The organism is Corynebacterium sp. LaCa_282, assembly GCF_057198125.1.
The window spans coordinates 372,771-394,168 of the sequence record NZ_CP191095.1 but is presented as its reverse complement, the minus strand read 5'-3'; the positions used below and the strand labels follow the sequence as shown (position 1 = coordinate 394,168).

Sequence of the window (21,398 nt, the reverse complement as noted above, 5' to 3'; positions counted from 1 at the left end):
TGCTAGATAGAAATTTCCCCGGCTGCCGCGCGCTTGCCGATGTCCCCCCGAACAAACCCGCCCGCAAACTCAATGCCCTGGGCGGTGGCGTAGGCATTCTCGCGCGCGGCGTCTAGCGTGTCGCCCTTGCCCAGCACGTTGAGCACGCGGCCACCATTGCTCTGGAATACCCCATTGGAGCGCTTCGTGCCGGCGTGCAGCACGCGCTCTGGATCCTCGAGGCCCTCGCCCGTAATGGCATCGCCCTTGCGGGGAGAAGCGGGGTATCCCTCTGCCGCCATGACCACGGTGATGGCAAAGCCGTCCTCCCACTGCAGCGGCTCGAGTTCTGCCAGCGTGCCGGTGGCGGTGGCGTTGAGCGCCTGCGCCAGCGGGGACTGTAGGAGCGAGAGCACCGCTTGGGTCTCCGGGTCACCAAAGCGGCAGTTAAATTCCACCACCGCCGGGCCCTCTTCGCCCCAAGCCAGCCCGGCATAGAGCAGGCCGGAATAGGGGGTGCCACGGCGCACCATTTCCTTGGCAACCGGGGTACATACCTCGTCGACGATGCGCTGCACGTCGTCCCTGCCAAGCCACGGCAGCGGTGTGTACGCGCCCATGCCGCCGGTATTGGGGCCCTCGTCGTTATCGTAGGCGCGTTTGTGGTCCTGGGCGGGCAACAGCGGCACGACGGTCTCGCCATCGACAAGGCAAAATAGCGATACCTCAGGCCCGTCCAGGAACGATTCCAAGAGCACGGGGTTGCCGGCACCTAAGACCGCATCCACATGGGCGAGGGCGGCGGCGCGCTCGCCGGTGACCACGACGCCCTTGCCGCCTGCCAGGCCATCGTCCTTGACCACGAACTGCGGCCCGAAATTATCCAGCGCGGCCTCAATATCGGCCTCGCTAGCGCCTGGGCGCAGCTGCTGCGCGCGGGCCGTCTTGACCCCAGCGGCCTCCATGACTTCCTTGGCAAAGGCCTTGGAGCCTTCAATTTGGGCCGCGTCCTTATTCGGCCCGAACACGGCGATGCCTTCTGCCCGCAGCGCATCCGCCACACCGGCGACCAGCGGCACCTCGGGGCCGATGACCACGAGCTCGGCATTGATCTCCTGAGCGAGTTGCACCATGCGTTCTGGATCATCTACCTGGGAGTATTCCGGGTGCAGGGTAGCCAGCGGTGCCATGGCCGCGCTGCCCGGCGCGACGTGGATCTCCGCAGCCTGTGGATCAGCGTGCAGTCCTTTCACGAGGGCGTGTTCACGGCCGCCCGAACCAATTACGAGAATGCGCATGCCCACCATCATAGCTGGGGGTAGCCTGGCAGCTATGGCTTCTGTATTTAGCAAAATCATCACTGGTGACCTACCCGCCCGCTTTGTCTACCGCGATAAGACCTGCGTGGCTTTCTTATCCATCGAGCCGCTGCGCTACGGCCACACCCTGGTCGTGCCCGTAGAGGAAGTGGATAAGTGGACCGACCTGGATCCACAGACCTGGACGCACCTGAACGAGGTGGCCCTAGAAATCGGTGAGGCCATCAAGAACGCGTACGATACCCCGCGCACCGGCTACGTCATCGCCGGCTTCGATGTACCGCACACCCATATCCACCTCTTCCCCACCGAAAAGATGGAAGAGTACGACTTTTCCAAGGCCTATGCCGCCGAGGACACCGACGATGCCGCCATGGATGAGGCGGCCGCGCGCATCCGCCAGCACCTGGGCACCAACGAGGATGGCTACCGCGAGGACTAATCCTCCGGTTCCTCCAGCGCGGGCAGGCGCACCGTAAAGGTGGTGCCGTGGCCGAGCTTGGAGTCCACGCTGATGCTGCCGCCGTGCTGTTCCACTAGGGAATGCACGATGGCAAGGCCCAACCCAGATCCGCCGGTATCGCGCGTGCGCGAGGAATCCGCGCGGTAGAAACGCTCGAAGATGTGGGCGGCATCCTCAGACGACATTCCCTTGCCGTCATCGATGACGTCTACCAGGATGTCCTTGTTGTCGCGGCGCAGCTGCAGGGTGACCGTGGCATCCTCGCCGCCGTGGCGCAAGCCATTGGAAATCAGGTTGAGCAGCACCTGGTGGAGGCGGTCTGCATCGCCATTGACCACGGGGATGGACTGCGCATTATTAACCACCTTGACCTCGCGCTCGGGGAAGGCAGCGCGCGCGGACGAGCCCACCGAAAGGGAAAGCTCCAGAAGATCCACCGGCCGCAGGTCCAGGCGCGTACCTTCCGCGCGGGTCAGCGCCAGCAGGTCCTCTACCAGCAGCGACATGCGCTTGGATTCCTTATCGATCTTGGAAAAGACCAGATCGACATCGTTTGTCGCCCCAGAGCGGTAGAGCTCCGTGTAACCGCGCAGGCTGGTCAGCGGGGTGCGCAGCTCGTGGGAGGCATCGCCGACGAAGCGGCGCATCTGTTCCTCTTTTTCCTGCGCCGTAACGACAGAGCGCTGCAGGTGGCCCAGCATGATATTGAGCGCGGCGGCCAATTGGCCGACCTCCGTATGCAGCGGCCATTCGGGCACGCGCTTGTCCAAGTCGCCTGCCGCGATTTCCGATGCCGTCGATTCCACCACCCGCAGCGGCCGCAACGCCCTGCGGATAAACCAGAAGCCCACGCCGGCCATGGCAGCCAAGGCGATCGCCGCAATGGATACCTGCACCATGGCCAGGCCGTGCAGGATTTCCTTTTCATGGGTCATATCCTTGGCAATAACGGTGATAACGCCATTGGAATCCGCAAAGGCCAGCGCGCGCCACTTGGTATTATTTTCAATCGAGCCCACCGTCGTGGGGTACCCGCCCAAGGGAACGCCCTCTACATCTGGGGTGGTAGACGTGGGCCCGGAATAGCGAATGGTGCCATCTGGAAGGTAATTGAGCACCACGTATTCCGTGGGCGGGCGCTTGGTGTGATCCCCTAGGAAGAAGTCATTGCCCACATCGCGGGCCCAGGAGGACGACGCCGAGCGCAGTTCGCTATCGACGTTGTTATAGAGCACGTTGCGCATGATCGAGTTCACGGCAAAGGACGAGCCCGTTAACCCGAGGCCGGAGATAACCACGAGGAGAACCACAAGCCAGGTGCGAAGCGGCATCGCCTGCGGAATCTGCTTGATGTAGTCGCGCTTGGAGCGCTTCTTCTTTCCCTGCCCCTGCTGCGGCAGCTGGTCCAGCTGCTCATGCCATTTCTTGGGCGGCTGCTGGGTTTGCTGGGGCTTAGCCTGCACGGGCCTGCCCGCAGCGGGGTTCTCCTGTGAATCTGCCATTATAAAACGTCAGTTTAGGACCGAGGGGTGCGCAGCACATAGCCAACACCGCGCACGGTGTGGATAAGCTGCGTATCGCCGGTATCGATCTTGCGGCGCAGGTAAGAAATATAAGATTCCACGACGTTGCCGTCGCCGCCGAAATCGTAGTGCCAGACGTTGTCCAGGATCTTGGACTTAGAGAGCACCACTTCCTTGTTTTGCATGAGGTAGCGCAGGAGGTTGAATTCCGTGGGAGAAAGCTCAATGAGCTCGCCGCCCTTGGTGACCTCGTGGGTATCGTCATTCAAGGTCAGATCGGCATAGCTCATGGTGGCGTCATTAGAAGACTCCTCGGCGGCACCGCCGCGGCGCATGATCACGCGCAGGCGGGTAATGACCTCTTCAAGGCTAAAGGGCTTGGTGACGTAATCGTCCGCGCCGATGGTCAGGCCGTGGATGCGCTGATCCACGCCGTCCTTAGCGGTCAGGTACAGCACTGGGCCATCCAGGCCCTCCTGGCGCAGCTTGCCCAAGAGCTCAAAGCCGTCCATGCCCGGCATCATGACGTCCAAAATATAGGCATCCGGGTTGACCTCGCGCGCCACGCGCAGCGCCTCATTGCCCGAGTTAGCGCTGTAGACCTCAAAATTTTGGAACTTCAACGATACCGTCAGTAGTTCCACGATATTCGGCTCGTCATCAACGACGAGGACTTTGGCAAGTTTATTGTCTTCCATGCGTCCTGTAGCTCCTATTACTTCCTGTTATCTGCACACCTGCGTGCGTGCAAGCTTCACTAAGCCATCATGGCAAACCCAGTTTCTAGCCTACTGATAAGTTTCTGATTGAAACCTGTGAAAGCAAAAAGCCACGCTTCCCCCTTTCCAACCATGGAAAGAAATCCGCGGTGGAAAAAGGAAGCGTGGCTAGCGCGCTATTGGGCAGTTACAGCTTAGAAGTCCTGCGGGCGCGGGATATTGCGCAGGTTGGACTTGGCCATGGACAGCATGGAGCCCACACCGCCGCCGAAGACGGTGCGGGTAGCGGCCTTGGAGAAGCCCAGGAGCTGATCGAAGGTCAGCGTCGGTGGCAGGGACAGGGCGTTGGGGTCAGTGACGACATCGATAAGCGCAGGGCCGTTATACGCCAAGGCCTTCTTGATCTGCTTTGGAGCCTGCTTTGGATCCTCGATGCGGAAGGTCTTGATGCCTGCGGCTTCTGCGATCTTGGAAAAGTCCACGGACTCGTGGTCGGTCTCGTGCTCCGGAATGCCGCCAACCAGCATCTCCAGCTTGACCATGCCCAGCGAGGAGTTATTGAACACGAACATCTTGACCGGCAGCTGGTGCAGCTTAACCGTCAGCAGCTCGCCCATGAGCATGGACAGCCCGCCGTCGCCAGAGAAAGTAATGACCTGGCGGCCAGGATTAGCCTGCTGCGCACCGATGGCCTGCGGCAGGGCGTTTGCCATCGTGCCGTGGCGGAAGGAGCCGATCTGCTCGCGCTTGCCATTCGGGGTGATGTAGCGCGCGCCCCAGACATTGCACATGCCGGTATCGACGGTGAAGATGGCGTCATCGTCGGCCTCTTGGTCAATGAGATCCGCAATGTACTCGGGGTGGATCGGGGTGTGCTTTTCCACGTTGGAGGTATAAGCCTCCACGACGTGCTCCAGCTTGTCGTAGTGCTTCTTCAGCATCTTATCCAAGAAGGAGCGGTCCTTCTTCTCCTCCACGTGCGGCAGGATGTTGTCGATGGTGGCGGCAACGTCACCGGTCACGGGGTAGGAGATCTTGGTGCGGCGGCCGATGTGGGAGCCGTTGATATCGACCTGGGCCACATTGCCCTTAGGCAGGAAGTCGTTATACGGGAAGTCCGTGCCCAAGAGGATCAACAGGTCCGCCTCGTGGGTGGCCTCGTGCGCGGCGCCGTAGCCAAGCAGGCCGGACATGCCCACGTCAAACGGGTTATCGTACTGGATGTACATCTTGCCGCCGAGCGCGTGGCCAATGGGGGCCTTGACCTTTTCTGCCAGCTTCAGCACCTGCTCGCGGGCATCTTTCACACCGGCGCCCACGAAGAAGGCGACGGAATCGGCCTCGTTGATGGCCTGGGTCAGGGCTGCGGCCTCGGCCGGGTCCGGGTAGACCACGGGGCGGCCGGTGGAGATCTTGGATTCTACGAAGGTGTCATCATCAACCTCTTCGGTAGAAACGTCGCCGGGGATAACCAGCACGGATACGCCATTGCCGGCCATGGTGGACTGGATGGCGTGGTGCAGCACTACCCCTCCCTGGTCACCGGACATGACCATTTCGCAGTAGCCGGAGCACTCCTGGAAGATCTGCTCCGGGTGGGTTTCCTGGAAGAAGTGGGAGCCAATCTGGCGGGAAGGAATGTGCGATGCCAGGGCCAGCACCTTGGCACCATTGCGGTTGGCATCATAAAGGCCCTGGATGAGGTGGGTATTGCCCGGGCCACAAGAGGCCGCACACACGGCGAGCTTGCCGGTGGTTAGCGAGTCCGCCTCGGCGGCAAAGGCCGCGGCTTCCTCATTGCGCACGTGGATCCACTCGATGGAGGAGCGGCGCACCGCGTCCACGATCGGGTTGAGGGAGTCTCCCACGAGGCCATAAATATGCTCGACGCCCTGCTTTTCTAGCGTCTCAACAAGTTGTTCTGCGTAATTGCGTGCCATTAAACATCACCCTTAACTCTTTAACTGTTCTAGTACCACTGTGCTACTAAACGTGCAGGAAAGTCCAGCAATTCCTACATACTCACACCACCCGCCTACTTGTGAGGAAGGCAATACTAACCTGAAATATCACAGGCGTATTCGCTACGGTTCCTAGCGATGAGCATCGAGTCACCTGATACCGCCACTAAGCCCCCGCACCGCGCGGCCGCGGAATCCTCTTCCACCCCGGCGCAGCGGTGGTCCTTCTTTGCCGTGGTGTCCCTGGGTCTACTCATGGTGGGCTTGGATAATTCCATCCTTTATACGGCGCTGCCGCAGCTCACACAGCAGCTACACGCCACTGACATGCAGCAATTGTGGATCATCAATGCCTATACGCTGGTTCTATCGGGCTTGCTCCTCGGTACCGGCACATTGGGCGATCGCATTGGCCACCGCCTGATGTTCCTTATTGGCCTGGCCACCTTCGGCACCGCCTCCCTCGTGGCGGCTTATTCGCCCAATGCCTGGCTGCTCATTTCCGGCCGCGCCTTATTGGGTCTGGGCGCTGCCATCATGCTGCCTTCCACCCTGGCGCTTATCCGCCTGACCTTTCCCAATGAGGTAGAGCGCAATAAAGCCATCGGTATCTGGAGTTCCGTCGCCGTCGTGGGCGCTGCCGCAGGGCCCACCGTGGGCGGATTCCTCTTAGAGCATTTCTGGTGGGGCTCGGTCTTTTTGATCAACGTACCCATCGTGGCCATCGCCATTATTCTTACCTTCCTCCTTGGCCCGCCCAACCTACCGAACCCGCACAAGCACTGGGATTTCCCCTCCTCGTTCTATGCGCTAATCACCCTGTCCAGCCTGGTCCTGGCCATCAAAACGGCGGCGGCCACCCAGATCAATGTCGCGCTGCTAGTCTGTTCCATTGCCGCTTTCTTGCTCGGCGCCGCAGCCTTTGCCCACCGGCAAACCCGGCTAAATGATCCGCTTTTGACCTTTGACATCTTCTACTCGCCCACCTTTACCGGCGGCGTGCTCACCGCCGGTGGCGCCATGTTTGGCCTTACGGGGCTTGAATTACTTACCACCCAAAAGCTGCAGCTTGTCGATGCCCTCTCGCCCCTCGACGCCGGCCTTTTCATCTCCGCCATGGCGGTTGCGGCCATCCCCACCGCCATTGTGGGCGGCAGCGTCTTGCACCGCGTGGGCTTTTTGCCCATCATCAGCGGCGGTTTCCTCAGCATGTCCATCGGCATGCTGAGCATCATCTGGGCCGACCGCGCCGATAACCTCGCAGTCTTTATTACCGGCCTCATCCTCACCGGCTTAGGCGCCGGCTCCTCGATGTCCGTTTCTTCCACCGCCATCATCAATGCCGCCCCCTCCCACCGCGCGGGCATGGCCTCTGGCGTGGAAGCCGTCTCCTACGAATTCGGCACGCTGCTCTCCATCGCCATTACCGGCTCCCTCGTGCCACTACTGATGACGCACAAGCTTCCCGATGCCCTCGCCCCGCAAGGCACCGATGCCCTCCTATCGCCCGCCACGCACGACACCGCCGCGGCGGCGTATGACTCCGCGTATTTCCTCACCGTCGGCGGGCTTGCCTGCACCACCTTCATCTTCGCGGTGCTTACCGCCTGGTGCTTCCGCGGTAACCCGAAGTCTGGGGCGCTGTCTGCGCAAAGTAGCCGATAAATAGCCACCTGGCTAACTTGTAAACTTTTACCCCCTAACTGTTTATGCAGCTAGGGGGTAGTTTTTTGAGCTGGAGACGAGACTTGAACTCGCAACCTACGCATTACAAGTGCGTTGCGCTACCAATTGCGCCACTCCAGCACCGCGGAATTTCTTCCGCTCGTTGCATGGTACCCGAGGACCTCGCCCAAGTGGAAAGCCGGTCCCCCTTGTATGCATTTGCGCCCCACAAGGGTTAAAGTTCAGGCTGAAATTATTACTAGTGTCCCACCGCTTTTTCGAGGGTTATTTTCGTGTCACTACTGTCCGCTATGCGGGAGCGTCTGCGCGTATCCGCAGGCCAAGTCGCCATCATTGACGCGGCCAAAGCCGCACCCCCACCATCGCCACTCGCCCCGGTCGATCTGACCGATGCCGCCCAGGTCACGGGCGTGATGGAGATTGCCGCGCGCATCGGCGAGCTGCTCATTAGCGCAGGATCCGCGAACTCGGATGCACGCGCGCAGGTGCACCTGGCGGCGTCGTCGTACGGTTTGCACTACTGCCACGTGGATATCTTGATGAATACCATCACCATCCACACCGCGATCGGCACGGGCGATAAGCGCCAGAACCTCCACGTCTTTCGCGTGGTGCCGGATGTGGGCGTGAACTTTTCCAAGCTTTCGGAAGTAGACCGGCTCATCCGCGATATCCACTCCGGTAGGGTGCCGCCCGCGATGGCGGAAAAGCGCCTGGATGACATCGACCGAATGCCGGCGCCGTATAAGCCGTCCACGGTGATGCTCGGCTGGGGCGGCATGGGTGGCCTGATTTCCATGATGCTTGGCGGCGATCTCCTCGTTGGCCTCATTGCCTTCGTGGTTTCCGCGCTGATTATGGGGCTTAATGATTGGTTGGCCAATTACCGCCTGCCGCCCTTTTATCAAAACGTCGTCGGTGGCTTCTTGGCCGTCTTCCCGGCCGCGATTTTGTATAACGTTGCCGCCGCCTTCGGCATTAATATGTCGCCGGCACAGATTATTGCCTCCGGAATCATCGTGCTGGTGGCGGGGCTGACGTTGGTGCAATCGCTTGTCGATGGCATTACCCGCTCTCCCGTCACCGCTTCCGCGCGTTTTTCTCTGCGCTGTTGTCAACGGGCGCGATCATCGCCGGCGTGGGTGTGGGCATCCAGCTGGCCTCTGCCATGGGCTTTGATTTGCCGCCGATGGGTACCCTCGCGCCGCCGGTTTATCACAAGATTCCCCTCTTGGTGCTGCTCGGCGGCACGGGTTCGGCCGCATTCGCGCTGGCCTGCGGGGCTAATTGGATAGAAATTACCCTCTCAGGCCTCACGGCGGCCGCCGGTATGGTCTTCTACTACTTCGTGGTCGTGCCCTTCGGCGTCGGCCCGGTGATTGCCTCCGGCATATCCGCCATCGTGGTGGGCCTGGCCGGCGGCTTGATGTCCCGCCGGTGGGGCATCCCGCCACTCATCACGATGATCGTGGGCTATACGCCCATGCTGCCGGGCCTCATGCTCTACCGCGGCATGTATGCCGCCATCAACGAGCAGATGATTACCGGCTTTACCAACCTGGCCACCGCGCTGGCCATCTCCGGCGCGCTGGCAGCCGGCGTCGTCTTTGGCGAGCGCGTCGCCCGCCGCCTGCGCCGCCCGAAGTACTTCCGCCCGTACTCCGCCTTCAAGCGCATCGGCCGGTTCTCCTTCCACAAGGCAACGAACCTGGCGCGCAAGGCCCCGCGCATCCCGCGCGTGCCGATGTCCCCCTTCGCCCCGCGCGTCAACCGCCCCGAATTGCCGCCCACGCTGGGGCCAAAGCCACCGCAGCAGGCGCGCGCGCAACAGCACGCGCCGGGGACCACGCCAGCGGAGGAGTTGTGGCCAGCGGGCTCCCAGTGGCCGGCCCAGCCGCAGGATACCGAGCGCACCACCTACACGGTGCCCGGCCAGAAATCGCCCGCGCCGGAGGAGTCCGAATCCACCAAGCCCAGCGGGGAGGAACCCAAGGAGCCCTAAACGCCGCCGGTAGCGTACAATATTTAGCCTGATAGCTTTCCCAACATTCAGGAGGACTCGCCGTGCCACCCAAGGTCCAAGACACGCACCCACAGGCAGAACAAGATATTGCCCTGGCAGAGGAAACTGCCCGCGCCGCCCGCCGCGTGGTGGCCACCTACTCCCAAGACTTCTTGGACGGCGTGACCTTGATGTCCATGCTGGGTGTCGAGCCCAAGGGCCTGGTACACAAGAAGGTATTGGCAGAACAGGCCGATGCCGCGCCAAAGAAGTCGACGAAGAAGGCCACCAAGAAGTCGACCTCCAAGGCTTCAAAGAAGTCCACTAAAAAGTCGACCAAGAAGACCACTAAGGCTGCTAAAAAGTCCACCAAGAAGTCGACGAAGAAAGCAACGAAGAAGTCGACCAAGAAGTCTTAAGCTAGTCTTGGGCTATGAGTGAGCGCGGCAATGACTTCGTAGTAGTGGCAAACCGCCTGCCGGTAGATTTAACTACCGCGGCCGATGGCAGCCAGGCGTGGACGCCCTCGCCCGGCGGCCTGGTCACCGCGCTCTCGCCGGTGCTGGAAGCGCACCAGGGCTGCTGGGTGGGGTGGCCCGGCGTCGCCGATGCCGCGCCCGAGCCCTTCCGCACCGAGGCCGGAGTGCTATTGCACCCGGTCAGGCTGACCGAGGCCGACTTTGAGGCCTTCTACGAGGGCTTTTCCAATGCCACGCTGTGGCCGCTCTACCACGATCTCATCGTCACCCCGACCTATGAGCGCGACTGGTGGGATGCCTACCGCGAGGTCAACCTCCGCTTCGCGGACGAGGTAGCCCACGTGGCCGCAGAGGGCGCGACGGTCTGGGTGCAGGACTATCAGCTGCAATTATTGCCGGGCATCCTGCGCCAAATGCGCCCCGATCTCACCATCGGGTTCTTCCTGCACATCCCCTTCCCCTCCCCCGATCTCTTCCGGCAGCTGCCCTGGCGCGAGGAAACGGTGCGCGGCATCTTGGGTGCCGATCTCATTGGCTTCCACTTGGAGGCTAATGCCCGCAATTTCTTGGAATTGGCCCGCCGCCAGGGCCTCGAGGTGCGCGGGGAGGCCACCACCCGCGACGTCACCGCCCATATTCGCCTCCCCGGCGGCCGCACCGTAGGCGTGGGCGCGTTCCCCATTTCCATCGCTGCGCAGGATTTCGGCCAATTTAGCGACGAGGATAAACGCCGCGTGGCCCAATTACGCAAGGATTTGGGCAGCCCCAAGCGCATCATTTTGGGCGTGGATCGCCTCGATTATACCAAGGGCATCCTGCAGCGCCTGACCGCCTTCGAGGAGCTCCTGGAAACCGGCGCCCTGGATCCGGAAGAGGTCACCTTGGTGCAGCTGGCCACGCCCTCGCGCGAGCGCCTCGACCACTACAAGGCCACCCGCTCCCAGGTGGAGGAGGCCGTCGGCCGCATCAACGGCCGCTTTTCCCGCATGGGCCACCCCGTGGTGCACTACCAGCACCGCGGCGTGCCCAAGGACGTGCTGCGCTGCTACTACCGCATGGCCGATATCATGCTGGTCACGCCTTTTAAGGACGGCATGAACCTCGTGGCCAAGGAGTTCGTGGCCTGCCACGATGACGGTTCCGGCGCCCTGGTGCTCTCGGAATTCGCCGGCGCGGCCGCGGAGCTCGATGAGGCCTACCTGTGCAATCCCTTCGACATCGAATCCGTCAAACGCGCCCTGCTCAACGCCGTGCGGGCGCTTTCCGATGCCCCCTTCACCATGACCCAGCGCATGCTCACCATGCACGAACAGGTCATGAGCCACGATGTGCGGCTGTGGTCGCAGTCCTTTTTGGGCTGCCTGCGTACTACCCGGACCGAAACCGCTTCGCAAGCTACCGACCCGCACGGAAAGGACTCCTAATGCTTCCTTCCCACCCCCGCGCACGCGCCGCTGCAGCGGCCGCGCTGGGCGCCGTTACGCTGCTTACCGCCTGCGGATCCGAGGACGACGCCCCGCAGCCTGCGGGCGATGACCGGATTGTGGACAAGCAGTGGCAGGTCGTCTCCATCAATATCGCGCCGGATGCGGCATCCACCATCCCGGAGTCGATTCCCCACGCGCCGGAATTTAGCTTCGGCGAATCCACCATGGTGGGCACCACCGGCTGCACCCGCCTTGCGGCCCGGCTGAGCTACACCGCCGATGACGAGCGCGAAAATATCCGCGATGGCAACAAGCTGCACTTCGATGAGGTCAAGTACGACGACACCGATGAGGACTGCGAGGGCGGTTCCGTATGGGCCGATAACCTGCTGCGCAACCTGATTAGCTCGGATAATGATTTTATCTACACCGTCAACAGCAATAACCAGCTCATCCTGGAATTGGATACCGATGAGGTAGATTCGCCCTCCATCAAGCTGGTCTCCCGCGGGTAGCATGTGATGCCATGACGCTTTCTACCACCATTAAGGCCTTGGCCGCGGCAGAAGAGCTCGCCGTGGTCTCTGATTTTGACGGCACGCTGTCGCCGTTTGCCACCGCCATTTATGACGTGGAAATCAACGCCGATGCCGCCCGCGCCCTGAACCACTTGGCCCACCTGCCGCGCACCACGGCCGCGGTGCTGTCCGGGCGCCACCTGGAGGGCCTGCAGCGCGTGTGCCCCCTGCAATACCCCGTCCTCTTCGGCGGGTCCCACGGCGCCGAGTCCTCCTGGCAGCAGACCGAGCTCACCCCCGCCATGCGCGAGCACCTTGCGCGCAAGGAGGAAGAAATCCGCGGCATCATAGACCGCTTCCCCGGCGCGGAGCTGGAGGTCAAGCCCTTCCAGCGCGTGCTGCACCTGCGCTCGCTCGAGCTGGAGAACCCGGAGCAGGCCGCGGCCGCCTATGCGGCGGGCTTGGCGCTAGATACCGCCGGTTTCCCGCGCACTGCCGGCAAATCCGTCATCGAGTTTTCCGCCACCACCGCCACCAAGGGCACGTGGCTTGAAACCCTCCGCGAGCGCACCGGCGCCACCGCCATGGTTTTCTTGGGCGATGATGTCACCGATGAGGACGGCTTCCGCGCCCTCCACCAGCCGCCGGACGTGGGCGTCAAGGTGGGCGAGGGCGATTCCATCGCAGCCGTGCAGCTTGCCGATGTCGACGCCGTCGCCCACTTCCTCACCGAGCTCGCTACCGCCCGCGCGGCCGCGGTGCAGTAACCGACTTGCCCGGCGCGAACCGCGTCTGCAACACTCGCCGCGGCACCGCCTGCGCCTCGTCAACACCGCGTGACGCCGCTTTCGCGCTAGCCGATCCCGCCGTATCTGTCGCGCCGGCGATGAGCTTTTCCAGCATGTGCCCGGCCGCAGCCCCCTTGGCCTTATTGGGCTGGATGACGGTGGCCAGGTCGAGGCGCTGCGCCGCATCGATGCCGTCAAAGCCGGTCACTGATAAATCTTCTGGCACGCTCAGCCCGCGCTCGCGGGCATAGGCCAGCACGCCGAGCGCCATGGAGTCGGTCGTGCACAACACGGCCGTCAGCTCCGGGTGCGCCTCGAGCAGGAGCTCGGCGGCGGCGCGGGTGGTATGGGCATCGTTAATGTGCTGCGTAATCACGGGCACGGACTCGGGCGCGATACCAGCCTCGGCGAAGACATCGAGCGCGCCCATCACCCGCGAGCGCTGCACGTGCATCTCCGCGTCCTGGACTTCCTGCCAGGAAATCGGGCCGTCGTGGCGCTGCAGGCGCAGGCGGATGGCGAGGATGCCGATGTGGCGGTGCCCGGCATCGACAAGCGCACGCGCCGCCGGGGCAATCGCCGCGCGATCGTCAATGCCCACGAACGGCAGCCCCGCATCGGTGGGCTGATCGCAGACCACCAGCGGCAGGCCCCGGCCCCGCGCGGCCGCGAGGTAGGCATCGCCCGCGGCGACCGAATAGACCACGAAGCCATCGACCGCGGCCGAACCCACCAGGCTAGTCGCCTCCGCCTCGCCTTCCGGGCCGGCGGGAATCAGCGTCAGCGTGGTCTGCGCGCCTGCCGATGCCTCCGCCATGCCCGCCAAGAAATCCACCGACGCCATGTCCTCGAAGGCATAGGACAGGTGCTCTGTCAGCAGCACGCCCACCGACCCGGCGCGGCGGGTGCGCAGGCTGCGGGCCGTAGGATCGGGCCCCGGGTAACCGCGCGCCTTGGCCGCCGCCAAAATGCGCTCCCGCGTTGCCGGCGAGAGCTGGTCAGGGCGGCTATAGGCGTTGGATACGGTTGTGCGCGAAACCCCCAACTCCGCGGCGAGGGAGGCCAGTGTCTTCCGGGTGGGGCTGCGTTTAACCATGCCTGTTACCTTACCCTGCGCCCCGCCGCCCGATTTTCAATGCATGTTCAATTGACAACGATTGCCAGCAAACGCACACTGGAGGGTATGCACACGTCACTACGCGCAACAACAGCCCTACTCGCAGCAAGTGGCCTCCTTTTTACCGCCGCGTGCTCCTCCGATTCCGGCTCCGGCTCCGACTCTGGCTCCGGCGACTCCGGCGAAAAGAAGCTTTCCATCGTCGCCTCCACCTCCATCTGGGCCGATGTTGCCCAGGCCGTGGCCGATACCGCCTCCGGCGTCGACATCGAGGTAAAGCCCATCGTGAAAGGCAACGACACCGACCCCCACCACTTCGAACCCACCGCGGCCGATATAGCCAAGGCCAACGACGCCGACATGCTCGTGGTCAACGGCGGCGGCTACGATGCCTGGATTTACCAGGCCGTTTCTGATCAAGACAACATCATCTCCGCTCTGCCGCTGACGGACCACGGCAAGCTGGACGAGGACCCCGATGTCATGACCATCGACGCCGCGAAGGCCACCGCCAAGGATGACCCGGACAAGGTCACCAATATCGAGGGCAACGAGCACATCTGGTACGACCCCGCCGCCCTGGAGGAGGTCGCCGGATCCATCGCGGACCAAATCAACGAGGAATACTCCGACGCCGGCGCCACCACCGAGAAGATCGACTCCCACGTGGACCAGCTGCGCGATAAGCTCAAGCAGCTTCCTGATGGCCTGAATTACGCGCAAACCGAGCCCATCGCCGATTACCTCATGAAGTACACCGATACCAAGGACGTCACCCCCGAGGGCTTCCGCAAGGCCACCATCTCCGAGGGCGAGCCCGCTACTGCCGATGTCGCCGCCTTCATCAAGGCCATTGACGATGGCGAGGTCGATCTCCTCATCTTCAACCCCCAGACCGAAACCGATACCGCAAGCCGCATCAAGTCCGCCGCAGAGGACAACGACGTCGATATCGTAGAAATCGGCGAGACCCCGCCGGACGGCAAGAAGTTCTGGGAATACTACGACGAAGTCACGAGCAAGCTGGGGAAGCACTAGTGCTCGTTGAATTCCATGAGGCCGCAGTAGATCCGCTGTGGTCGCAGCTTAACCTCGCCGTGGACCGCGGCGAGTTTATCGCCGTTTTAGGCCCCAATGGCGTGGGCAAGTCCACCCTGCTGGGCACCATCCTCGGCACCCGCACGCTGACCAGCGGCCGCGTCGACGTCAACTGCCGGGTCGGCTTCATCCCCCAGCAGCGCATGTTCCCCGCTGACCTTCCCCTGCGCGCCCGCGACTTGGTTTCGCTCTCCGTGGCACACGGGGTATTCCGGCACCGGCACCCACCCCGTGGACGGGTGGACGAGCTGTTGGAAGAGGTGGGTGCCACGGGGCTGCGGGACCGGCGCGTCGGCCAGCTATCCGGCGGCCAGCAACAGCTCATCCGCCAGGCCCAAGCCTTGGCCAATGACCCGGACCTCATTCTTGCCGATGAGCCCCTCCTCTCCCTCGACCCCGCCCGGCAAAACGCCACGGTTAACAAGCTGGACTCGCTGCGCCGCGAGCGCGGGACCTCCATCGTCTTTGTCACCCACGGCATCAACCCCGTGCTCGGGGTGACGGATAAGGTTCTCTACATCGCGCCCAACGGCCACACCTTCGGCTCGGTCGATGAGGTCATGCGTTCCGAGGTCCTCTCGGAGCTGTACGGTTCCAAGGTCAATGTCTTAAACGTCGACGGGAGGCTCATCGTTGTCTAATTTCTGGGAAGATACCCAATACTTGCTCAGCGTGGATTTCGTTCAATCTTCGCTCATCGCCTCCGCGCTGCTGGGCATCCTGTCTGGCGTGATGACCTCGCTCATCGTACTGCGCCAGATGTCCTTTTCCGTCCACGCCACCTCTGAACTGGCTCTCATGGGTGCCTCCGCGGCGCTGCTCTTCGGCCTCAACCTGGGCTTTGGCGCGGTCGCCGGCGCCATCGTCGCCGCCATCATCCTGGCCATGCTGGGCTTTAAGGGCCAGCAAGACAGCGCCATCGGCGTGGTCATGAGCTTTGGCCTGGGCCTCTCGGTGCTGTTCTTGCACCTCTACCCCGGCAATTCCAATACGGCGATGACGCTTTTAACCGGCCAAATCGTCGGCGTATCCTCCGCCTCGGTGTGGCTTTTGGCCGCCACCACGGTCATCATCGTCGCCGCCGTCGGCTTCCTCTGGCGGCCCATGCTCTTTGCCTCCGCCGATCCTGATATGGCCCGCGCCGCCGGCGTGCCCACCCGCGCCATCTCCGTCGCCTTCGCCGTCCTCGTCGGCCTCGCCGCGGCGCAGTCGGTGCAAATCGTCGGCTCGCTGCTCGTCATGGCGCTGCTTATCACCCCCGGCGCGGCGGCGGTACAGATCACCTCCTCGCCCCTGCGCGCGGTGCTGTGGTCCACCATCTTCGCCGAGGTCTCCGCCGTGGGCGGTTTCATCCTTTCCCTCGCCCCAGGCCTGCCGGTCTCCGTCTTCGTGACCACCATTTCCTTTGTGATCTACCTGGTGTGCCGGTTCATCGGCTGGCGGCAGGGCAAGCGCGCCATCCGCGATGAGGTAGCGGCCAAGCATTTCCACGCCGATAACCGCAGCGCCGCAGAGGCCCACCACGCCGACTAAACTCGGCGGGCATGCATATTCATCGCCGCACCGCGGATGTGGCTGGCCACACCCGCCGCTTCATCGTCATCGAGCCCGAGCACCTCGGGCCTCAGCCGGATCTGCTGCTGTTTTTCCACGGCTCCCACCAGTCCGCCAACGTCATCCGCCGCTTTACCAACGGCACGGTGGACGCGCTTGCCGATGCCACCAATACCCTCATCGTATACCCCGACGGCATCGACCACCACTTCAACGACACCCGCGCCAACCTGCCGGTCCGCGCCCGCGAGCTCGGGGTGGACGACGTTGCCTTTAGCACCTTCCTCATCGAGACCATGCAGCGCGAGTACGCCACCGCGCGCACCTTCGCCGCCGGCTATTCCAATGGCGGGCAGATGGTGCTGCGCCTGCTTTTCGATGCCCCCTTTAGCCTCACCCGCGCCTGCGTCTTCTCCTCCACGCTAGGCGAGGGCTCCAATCACGCGCCCACCCATCCAGATGGCTACCGTCCCACCCCGCTGCTGTTTATCCACGGCACCGAAGATCCGATCGCGCCATATGATGGCGGGCTGGCCGGCATCGATGCGCACCAAACCCGCGGCCGCGTGCTCTCTGCTCCCGCCACCGCGGAGTACTTCGCGCGGGCCAATGGCTGCCGCCCGGCCCGCGAAACCCAGCCGCTGCCCGGGGTAACCTCTACTTACTACGATGGCGACTACCCCGTGGAGCTGTGGGCCATGGAAGGCCTCGGGCACGTGATTCCCTCTAGCATGGAAACGTCGCCGCGTATAGGTCCAAATACGGATTCCTTCAATGCTGTGGATAAAGTCCGCGATTTCTTCGACTTAGGTGACGCGGAGGGGTAGTTGTCCACAGGCAGGTGGGGCATCGGCTAGCGCGGGCTTGCGGTGCGCCTTAGTCTCTGGGGCATGAACGCGCTGCAGACTTTTCTGAACGGGCTGGCACCCGGCATGGATATCATCGCCGACTGCCACGGCCTCTCTCTGCGCGCGCTGATTGCGGCCGGCTGCCCCGATACCACCGCCACCCGCCTGCTCACGCTTGCCGAGACCTACTTCGGCACCACCGCCTTCCGCCGCCAACAACGCGAATCCATCGCCGCCAGCCGCGCCAACGGGCACAGCCTGACGGCCCTGCTCATCATCGAGCGCCACGCCGCCAAGCTGAAGAAGAAGCGCGATGCCTGGGCGCTGCGGCGCGAATTGTGTGGGATGAAGGGGAAGGTCTCGGATATTGATAAGCGGGGCCGCGCCCGCGTCAAAGAGCTCAAAGGCCCCGTCAAGCGCCAGCCCGGCGTGAAGATTTACCGCCGCGCCGACGGCCCGTGGACCATGTCTATTACCGGCCCGTCCGCCGATATCGCCGATATGCACGCCGCGATTGATAAAGATGCCCCGCTTGCCTCTGTGCAGAATATCTTCCACGGCGAGGCCGCCGGCCGCCCCAGCGTGACAACCAATGTCGTGCTTCGCCTCGACGAGCTCGATCGCATCGTCGATTTCGGCTCCGGCTCCCCTGCCGGTTCCAGCTCCAAGCCTGGCTCTCGCACTAGTCCTCAGCCTGGCTCGAGCTCCAACGCCCGAGCCGGTTCATCTGCAGGCACAAACTCGAAGCCCAGCTCCGATTCCGCTTCCGGCTCCAACGCCGCTGCTGGTCCTGGACTTGGCCCTGACGCAGACCAAGGCGCTGACTCTACCCATGGTTCTGACTCCGACGGCGATGTCGTAGTGCAATTGACCAATGGCGCCACGATGACCGGCGCCGAACTGGTGCGACGGGCGTTTACCGAGCACGGATACGTCACGCTCATTCATCCAGTGGAAGGTCCGGTCAACCTCTACCGCACCTCGCGCTTTGCTTCTGCAAAGCAACGACTGATGGCAGCGGCCGAAAACCCGGTCTGCCCATGGCCGGAGTGCCGTTATCCCGCCGATGAATGCCAGGTTCACCACCTCAATGCCTGGAAAAACGGTGGCGAGACCAACTCTCGAAACTTAACCATCGCTTGTCCGTACCACAATGGCGTGAACGACGATGATCCCAACGCCCCGCCCCTGCGCGGGCACTTAGCCCGGGTCAACGGAACCATCCGATGGCTGCCACCCTGGGCAAATAATGGTTAATTGTTGCAGGCCACAACGATTCGCACTGAGAACGTTGTGCCCCGCAAAGGACCTAGCGCGCCTTTGACGCTAGCTGCGCCGACAACCGCACCGGCGGCTGGGGAGGCGATTCTGCGGGCTCGACTTTGCCAGCACCGAACGCGGGTGGCGCTTATCCGTCGCGGCGAGCTGGCGCGGCGGGAATGGGTTATTTGTCGGCGACGCGGCGTTGGCGCGCGAACTCCGAAAGCACCGACCCCGCGGCGACGGAGGCGTTGAGGGACTCAACCCACCCGGTCATGGGAATGGACATGAGGACATCGCAGGTCTCGCTGACCAAGCGCGAAATGCCCTTGCCCTCGGAGCCGATGACGATGACCACGGGGTCCGTGCCGCCTTCATAGGTATCCAGCGTGTGATCGCCGCCGGCATCGAGGCCTACGACCTGGTAGCCGTTTTTCTGGAATTCCTTCACGGTGCGGGTGATATTCGTTGCGCGGGCGACTGGCAAACGGGCCGCGGTGCCAGCCGAGGTGCGCCAGGCCACCGCGGTCACAGAAGCCGAACGGCGTTCCGGGATGATCACTCCATCGCCGCCGAAAGCGGCCACGGAACGGATGACGGCGCCCAGGTTGCGCGGATCGGTGATGTTATCCAGGATGACGAACATGCCGGGGCGCGGGTTCTCGGCGGCGTTGGCAATCAAATCCTCCACCGCGGCGTACTTATACGGCGGTATCTGCAAGCCGATGCCCTGGTGCATGCCATTTCCCGTCATGCGGTCCATCTCGTGGCGCTGGACCTCGATGATGGGGATATTGCGGGTATTGCACATGGACACGGCCTCAGAAAGCCGCTTATCGTTGCGCGTTCCAGCAGCGATGTAGAGCGTGGTGGCCGGCACCTTGGCGTGCAAACACTCGATGACCGGGTTGCGGCCCACCACCATCTCTGCGGTTTCTTTCTGGTGGCGGCCAGAATTGCGGCGCTCGCGCTCCAGCTTCGCCTTGTGCTTGGCGTGGTAGACGCGGTCCTCGGCCTTCGGGGTGGGGCCCTTGCCTTCTAGGCCCTTGCGGCGTTGGCCGCCGGAGCCTTTGGTAGCGCCCTTCTTATTCGTCTTGCGGATGCCCGCGCCACCGCGGCCATGGATTCGTGCCATCGTTTCAGTCCTTTCGAGGAAACCGTTCAATAACCAGCGGAAATAACAGCAGAATACTGCTTAGCGCTGGGTCAACGACCACGTGGGGCCGTCTGGGGTATCGGTAATGGTGATGCCGGCGGCGGTAAGGCGGTCACGCACGGCATCGGCAGTAGCGAAGTCTTTTTCCGCGCGGGCCTGCGTGCGCCGTTCCAGTTCTGCCTGGACCAGCGCATCCAGCGCCGCGTCTGCCCCGCTAGCTTCGCCTCCATCTTCCCACTCCAGCGGGTCAAATCCAAGTACGTGCGCCATCCCGCGCACCTGGGCGGCCTTCGCGCGGGCGGCGTCCTCGTCCCCGGCGGCCAGGTCCTTATTGCCCGCGCGCACGGTGGTGTGGATGGCGGCCAGCGCCTTGGGCACGGCGATATCGTCGTTCATGGCGTCCTCGAAGTCCGGCGTCCAGTCGCCGCGCTCGACGCTTGCAAAGCGCTTGACGAAGCCCTCAATACGCCGGTAGCCCGCCGCCGCCTCCGTCAGGGCGGATTCGGAGTATTCCAGCACGGAGCGGTAATGCGCAGAGCCCAGGTAGTAGCGCAGCTCTACCGGGCGCACGAGCTCCAGCATGTTGGAGATGGAAAGCACATTGCCGAGCGATTTCGACATCTTCTCGCCGGCCATGGTCACCCAGTGGTTATGCATCCAGTAATTGGCGAACTTATCGCCAGCCGCGTGCGATTGCGCGATCTCGTTTTCGTGGTGCGGGAATTGCAGGTCCAAGCCGCCGCAGTGGATATCGAAATTGGAACCCAGGTAGTACGTCGACATGGCGGAGCACTCGAGGTGCCAGCCCGGGCGGCCGCGGCCCCACGGGGTGGGCCAGCTAGGCTCGCCTGGCTTGGCGGCCTTCCACAGGGCGAAGTCGAGCGGGCTGCGCTTGCCCGCGTTGTCTGACTCGCCTTGTTCCATCTCTTCGACGCGGTTGCCAGACAGCGCGCCGTAGTCAGATCCTTGCGCCTTGGTCCAAGCCGCGACGTCAAAGTACACGGAACCAGCCGCATCAGCCGCGCCGCCGGCGTCGGAGTCTTGGCCGGGCGCGGGCACGGGGTAGGCAAAGCCGGCATCAATAAGCCGCTGCATGTACTCGACCATTTGGGTGACAAAGCCCGTCGCGCGGGGCTCCACGGACGGCGGGAGTACGCCGAGCAGGTTATAGGCCTTGGTGAACTCGCGCTCGTAGGTGAACACCCACTCCCACCAGGGGCGATTATTCTCGGCGGCCTTGGTGAGGATCTTGTCATCGATATCGGTGACATTGCGTACGAGCGCGACGTCATAGCCTTGCGCGAGAAGCCAGCGGCGCAGGATGTCGAAAGCCACACCGGAGCGCAGGTGGCCGATGTGCGGCTGCGCCTGCGGGGTGGCGCCACACAAGTAGATGGAGGCGTGGCCGGGGCGAATCGGCTCGAAGTCGCGTTGGCTGCGGGTGGCGGTGTCAAAAATGCGCAAAGTACTCACGCCACCCAGTCTAAATCACCCGTGCGCG

18 protein-coding genes, 1 tRNA gene and 1 pseudogene are annotated in these 21,398 nt (G+C 63.1%); 12 read left to right on the top strand and 8 right to left on the bottom strand.

The features are described 5' to 3' along the window. Positions 1-2: 2 nt before the first annotated feature. The gene (gene purD / locus ACP8KU_RS01775) at positions 3-1,277 is read right to left on the bottom strand and encodes a phosphoribosylamine--glycine ligase (RefSeq protein ID WP_484483892.1); all 1,275 of its coding nucleotides are present in this window, start codon (positions 1,275-1,277) and stop codon (positions 3-5) included. Between the two features lie 34 nt (positions 1,278-1,311). On the opposite strand from purD, the gene ACP8KU_RS01770 reads away from it, so the two are divergent. Continuing rightward, positions 1,312-1,740, top strand: coding sequence for an HIT family protein (locus tag ACP8KU_RS01770; RefSeq protein WP_005279571.1), 429 nt, complete (start codon positions 1,312-1,314; stop codon positions 1,738-1,740). On the opposite strand, the gene ACP8KU_RS01765 is transcribed toward ACP8KU_RS01770, so the two are convergent. From ACP8KU_RS01765 to ACP8KU_RS01755, 3 genes are all read right to left on the bottom strand, one after another. After that, positions 1,737-3,263, bottom strand: coding sequence for a sensor histidine kinase (locus tag ACP8KU_RS01765; protein WP_284611212.1), 1,527 nt, complete (start codon positions 3,261-3,263; stop codon positions 1,737-1,739). The two genes, ACP8KU_RS01770 and ACP8KU_RS01765, sit on opposite strands and share 4 nt — an antisense overlap. Before the next feature lie 14 nt (positions 3,264-3,277). Then, complete coding sequence (locus tag ACP8KU_RS01760) at positions 3,278-3,982, bottom strand: response regulator transcription factor (protein WP_005279568.1); 705 nt, start codon at positions 3,980-3,982, stop codon at positions 3,278-3,280. A gap of 215 nt (positions 3,983-4,197) precedes the next feature. Then, positions 4,198-5,943: a pyruvate dehydrogenase gene (locus tag ACP8KU_RS01755; protein WP_023029211.1), complete on the bottom strand. Its 1,746-nt coding sequence runs from the start codon at positions 5,941-5,943 to the stop codon at positions 4,198-4,200. Between the two features lie 159 nt (positions 5,944-6,102). Here ACP8KU_RS01755 and ACP8KU_RS01750 point away from each other — a divergent pair, with 159 nt between their 5' ends. Next, on the top strand, positions 6,103-7,629 hold the full coding sequence (locus ACP8KU_RS01750) for an MFS transporter (RefSeq protein ID WP_484483891.1): 1,527 nt from the start codon (positions 6,103-6,105) through the stop codon (positions 7,627-7,629). Between the two features lie 68 nt (positions 7,630-7,697). On the opposite strand, the gene ACP8KU_RS01745 is transcribed toward ACP8KU_RS01750, so the two are convergent. Beyond that, a tRNA-Thr gene (locus tag ACP8KU_RS01745) sits at positions 7,698-7,770 on the bottom strand. A gap of 152 nt (positions 7,771-7,922) precedes the next feature. On the opposite strand from ACP8KU_RS01745, the pseudogene thrE reads away from it, so the two are divergent. The 5 genes and pseudogenes from thrE (at position 7,923) to otsB (ending at position 12,843) form a co-directional block, all read left to right on the top strand. After that, positions 7,923-9,652, top strand: a pseudogene (gene thrE / locus ACP8KU_RS01740) (threonine/serine exporter ThrE). A 62-nt stretch (positions 9,653-9,714) separates the two neighbouring features. Further along, positions 9,715-10,071, top strand: a complete 357-nt coding sequence (locus ACP8KU_RS01735; RefSeq protein ID WP_023017948.1) for a hypothetical protein — start codon at positions 9,715-9,717, stop codon at positions 10,069-10,071. Positions 10,072-10,085: 14 nt separating this feature from the next. After that, positions 10,086-11,555 carry an alpha,alpha-trehalose-phosphate synthase (UDP-forming) gene (locus tag ACP8KU_RS01730; protein ID WP_284622963.1) on the top strand — a complete coding sequence of 490 codons (1,470 nt, stop codon included), beginning with the start codon at positions 10,086-10,088 and terminating at the stop codon, positions 11,553-11,555. After that, a complete protein-coding gene (locus ACP8KU_RS01725; RefSeq protein WP_237792353.1) occupies positions 11,555-12,073 on the top strand; it encodes an META domain-containing protein in 519 nt (172 codons plus the stop codon). Before ACP8KU_RS01730 ends, ACP8KU_RS01725 begins: the two co-directional genes overlap by 1 nt. A gap of 11 nt (positions 12,074-12,084) precedes the next feature. Next, positions 12,085-12,843 carry a trehalose-phosphatase gene (gene otsB / locus ACP8KU_RS01720; protein WP_284831311.1) on the top strand — a complete coding sequence of 253 codons (759 nt, stop codon included), beginning with the start codon at positions 12,085-12,087 and terminating at the stop codon, positions 12,841-12,843. Here otsB and ACP8KU_RS01715 read toward each other — a convergent pair. Beyond that, entirely contained in the window at positions 12,815-13,960 is a 1,146-nt protein-coding gene (locus ACP8KU_RS01715; protein WP_484483890.1) for a LacI family DNA-binding transcriptional regulator, read from the bottom strand. The two genes, otsB and ACP8KU_RS01715, sit on opposite strands and share 29 nt — an antisense overlap. Before the next feature lie 39 nt (positions 13,961-13,999). Here ACP8KU_RS01715 and ACP8KU_RS01710 point away from each other — a divergent pair, with 39 nt between their 5' ends. From ACP8KU_RS01710 to ACP8KU_RS01690, 5 genes are all read left to right on the top strand, one after another. Then, positions 14,000-15,019 (top strand): metal ABC transporter solute-binding protein, Zn/Mn family, encoded by a 1,020-nt coding sequence (locus ACP8KU_RS01710; RefSeq protein ID WP_034654450.1) that lies wholly within the window; start codon positions 14,000-14,002, stop codon positions 15,017-15,019. Beyond that, positions 15,019-15,720 (top strand): metal ABC transporter ATP-binding protein, encoded by a 702-nt coding sequence (locus ACP8KU_RS01705; protein WP_484483889.1) that lies wholly within the window; start codon positions 15,019-15,021, stop codon positions 15,718-15,720. Before ACP8KU_RS01710 ends, ACP8KU_RS01705 begins: the two co-directional genes overlap by 1 nt. Next, positions 15,713-16,612 carry a metal ABC transporter permease gene (locus ACP8KU_RS01700; protein ID WP_023017953.1) on the top strand — a complete coding sequence of 300 codons (900 nt, stop codon included), beginning with the start codon at positions 15,713-15,715 and terminating at the stop codon, positions 16,610-16,612. Before ACP8KU_RS01705 ends, ACP8KU_RS01700 begins: the two co-directional genes overlap by 8 nt. Positions 16,613-16,623: 11 nt before the next feature. After that, entirely contained in the window at positions 16,624-17,460 is an 837-nt protein-coding gene (locus ACP8KU_RS01695; protein WP_484483888.1) for a CE1 family esterase, read from the top strand. 63 nt (positions 17,461-17,523) lie between these two features. After that, entirely contained in the window at positions 17,524-18,738 is a 1,215-nt protein-coding gene (locus ACP8KU_RS01690) for an HNH endonuclease signature motif containing protein (protein WP_484483887.1), read from the top strand. Between the two features lie 187 nt (positions 18,739-18,925). Here the strand turns inward: ACP8KU_RS01690 and rlmB are convergent, their stop codons facing one another. After that, positions 18,926-19,876 carry a 23S rRNA (guanosine(2251)-2'-O)-methyltransferase RlmB gene (gene rlmB / locus ACP8KU_RS01685; protein ID WP_284610562.1) on the bottom strand — a complete coding sequence of 317 codons (951 nt, stop codon included), beginning with the start codon at positions 19,874-19,876 and terminating at the stop codon, positions 18,926-18,928. Between the two features lie 60 nt (positions 19,877-19,936). Next, on the bottom strand, positions 19,937-21,370 hold the full coding sequence (gene cysS / locus ACP8KU_RS01680; protein WP_484483886.1) for a cysteine--tRNA ligase: 1,434 nt from the start codon (positions 21,368-21,370) through the stop codon (positions 19,937-19,939). Between the last annotated feature and the right edge of the window lie 28 nt (positions 21,371-21,398).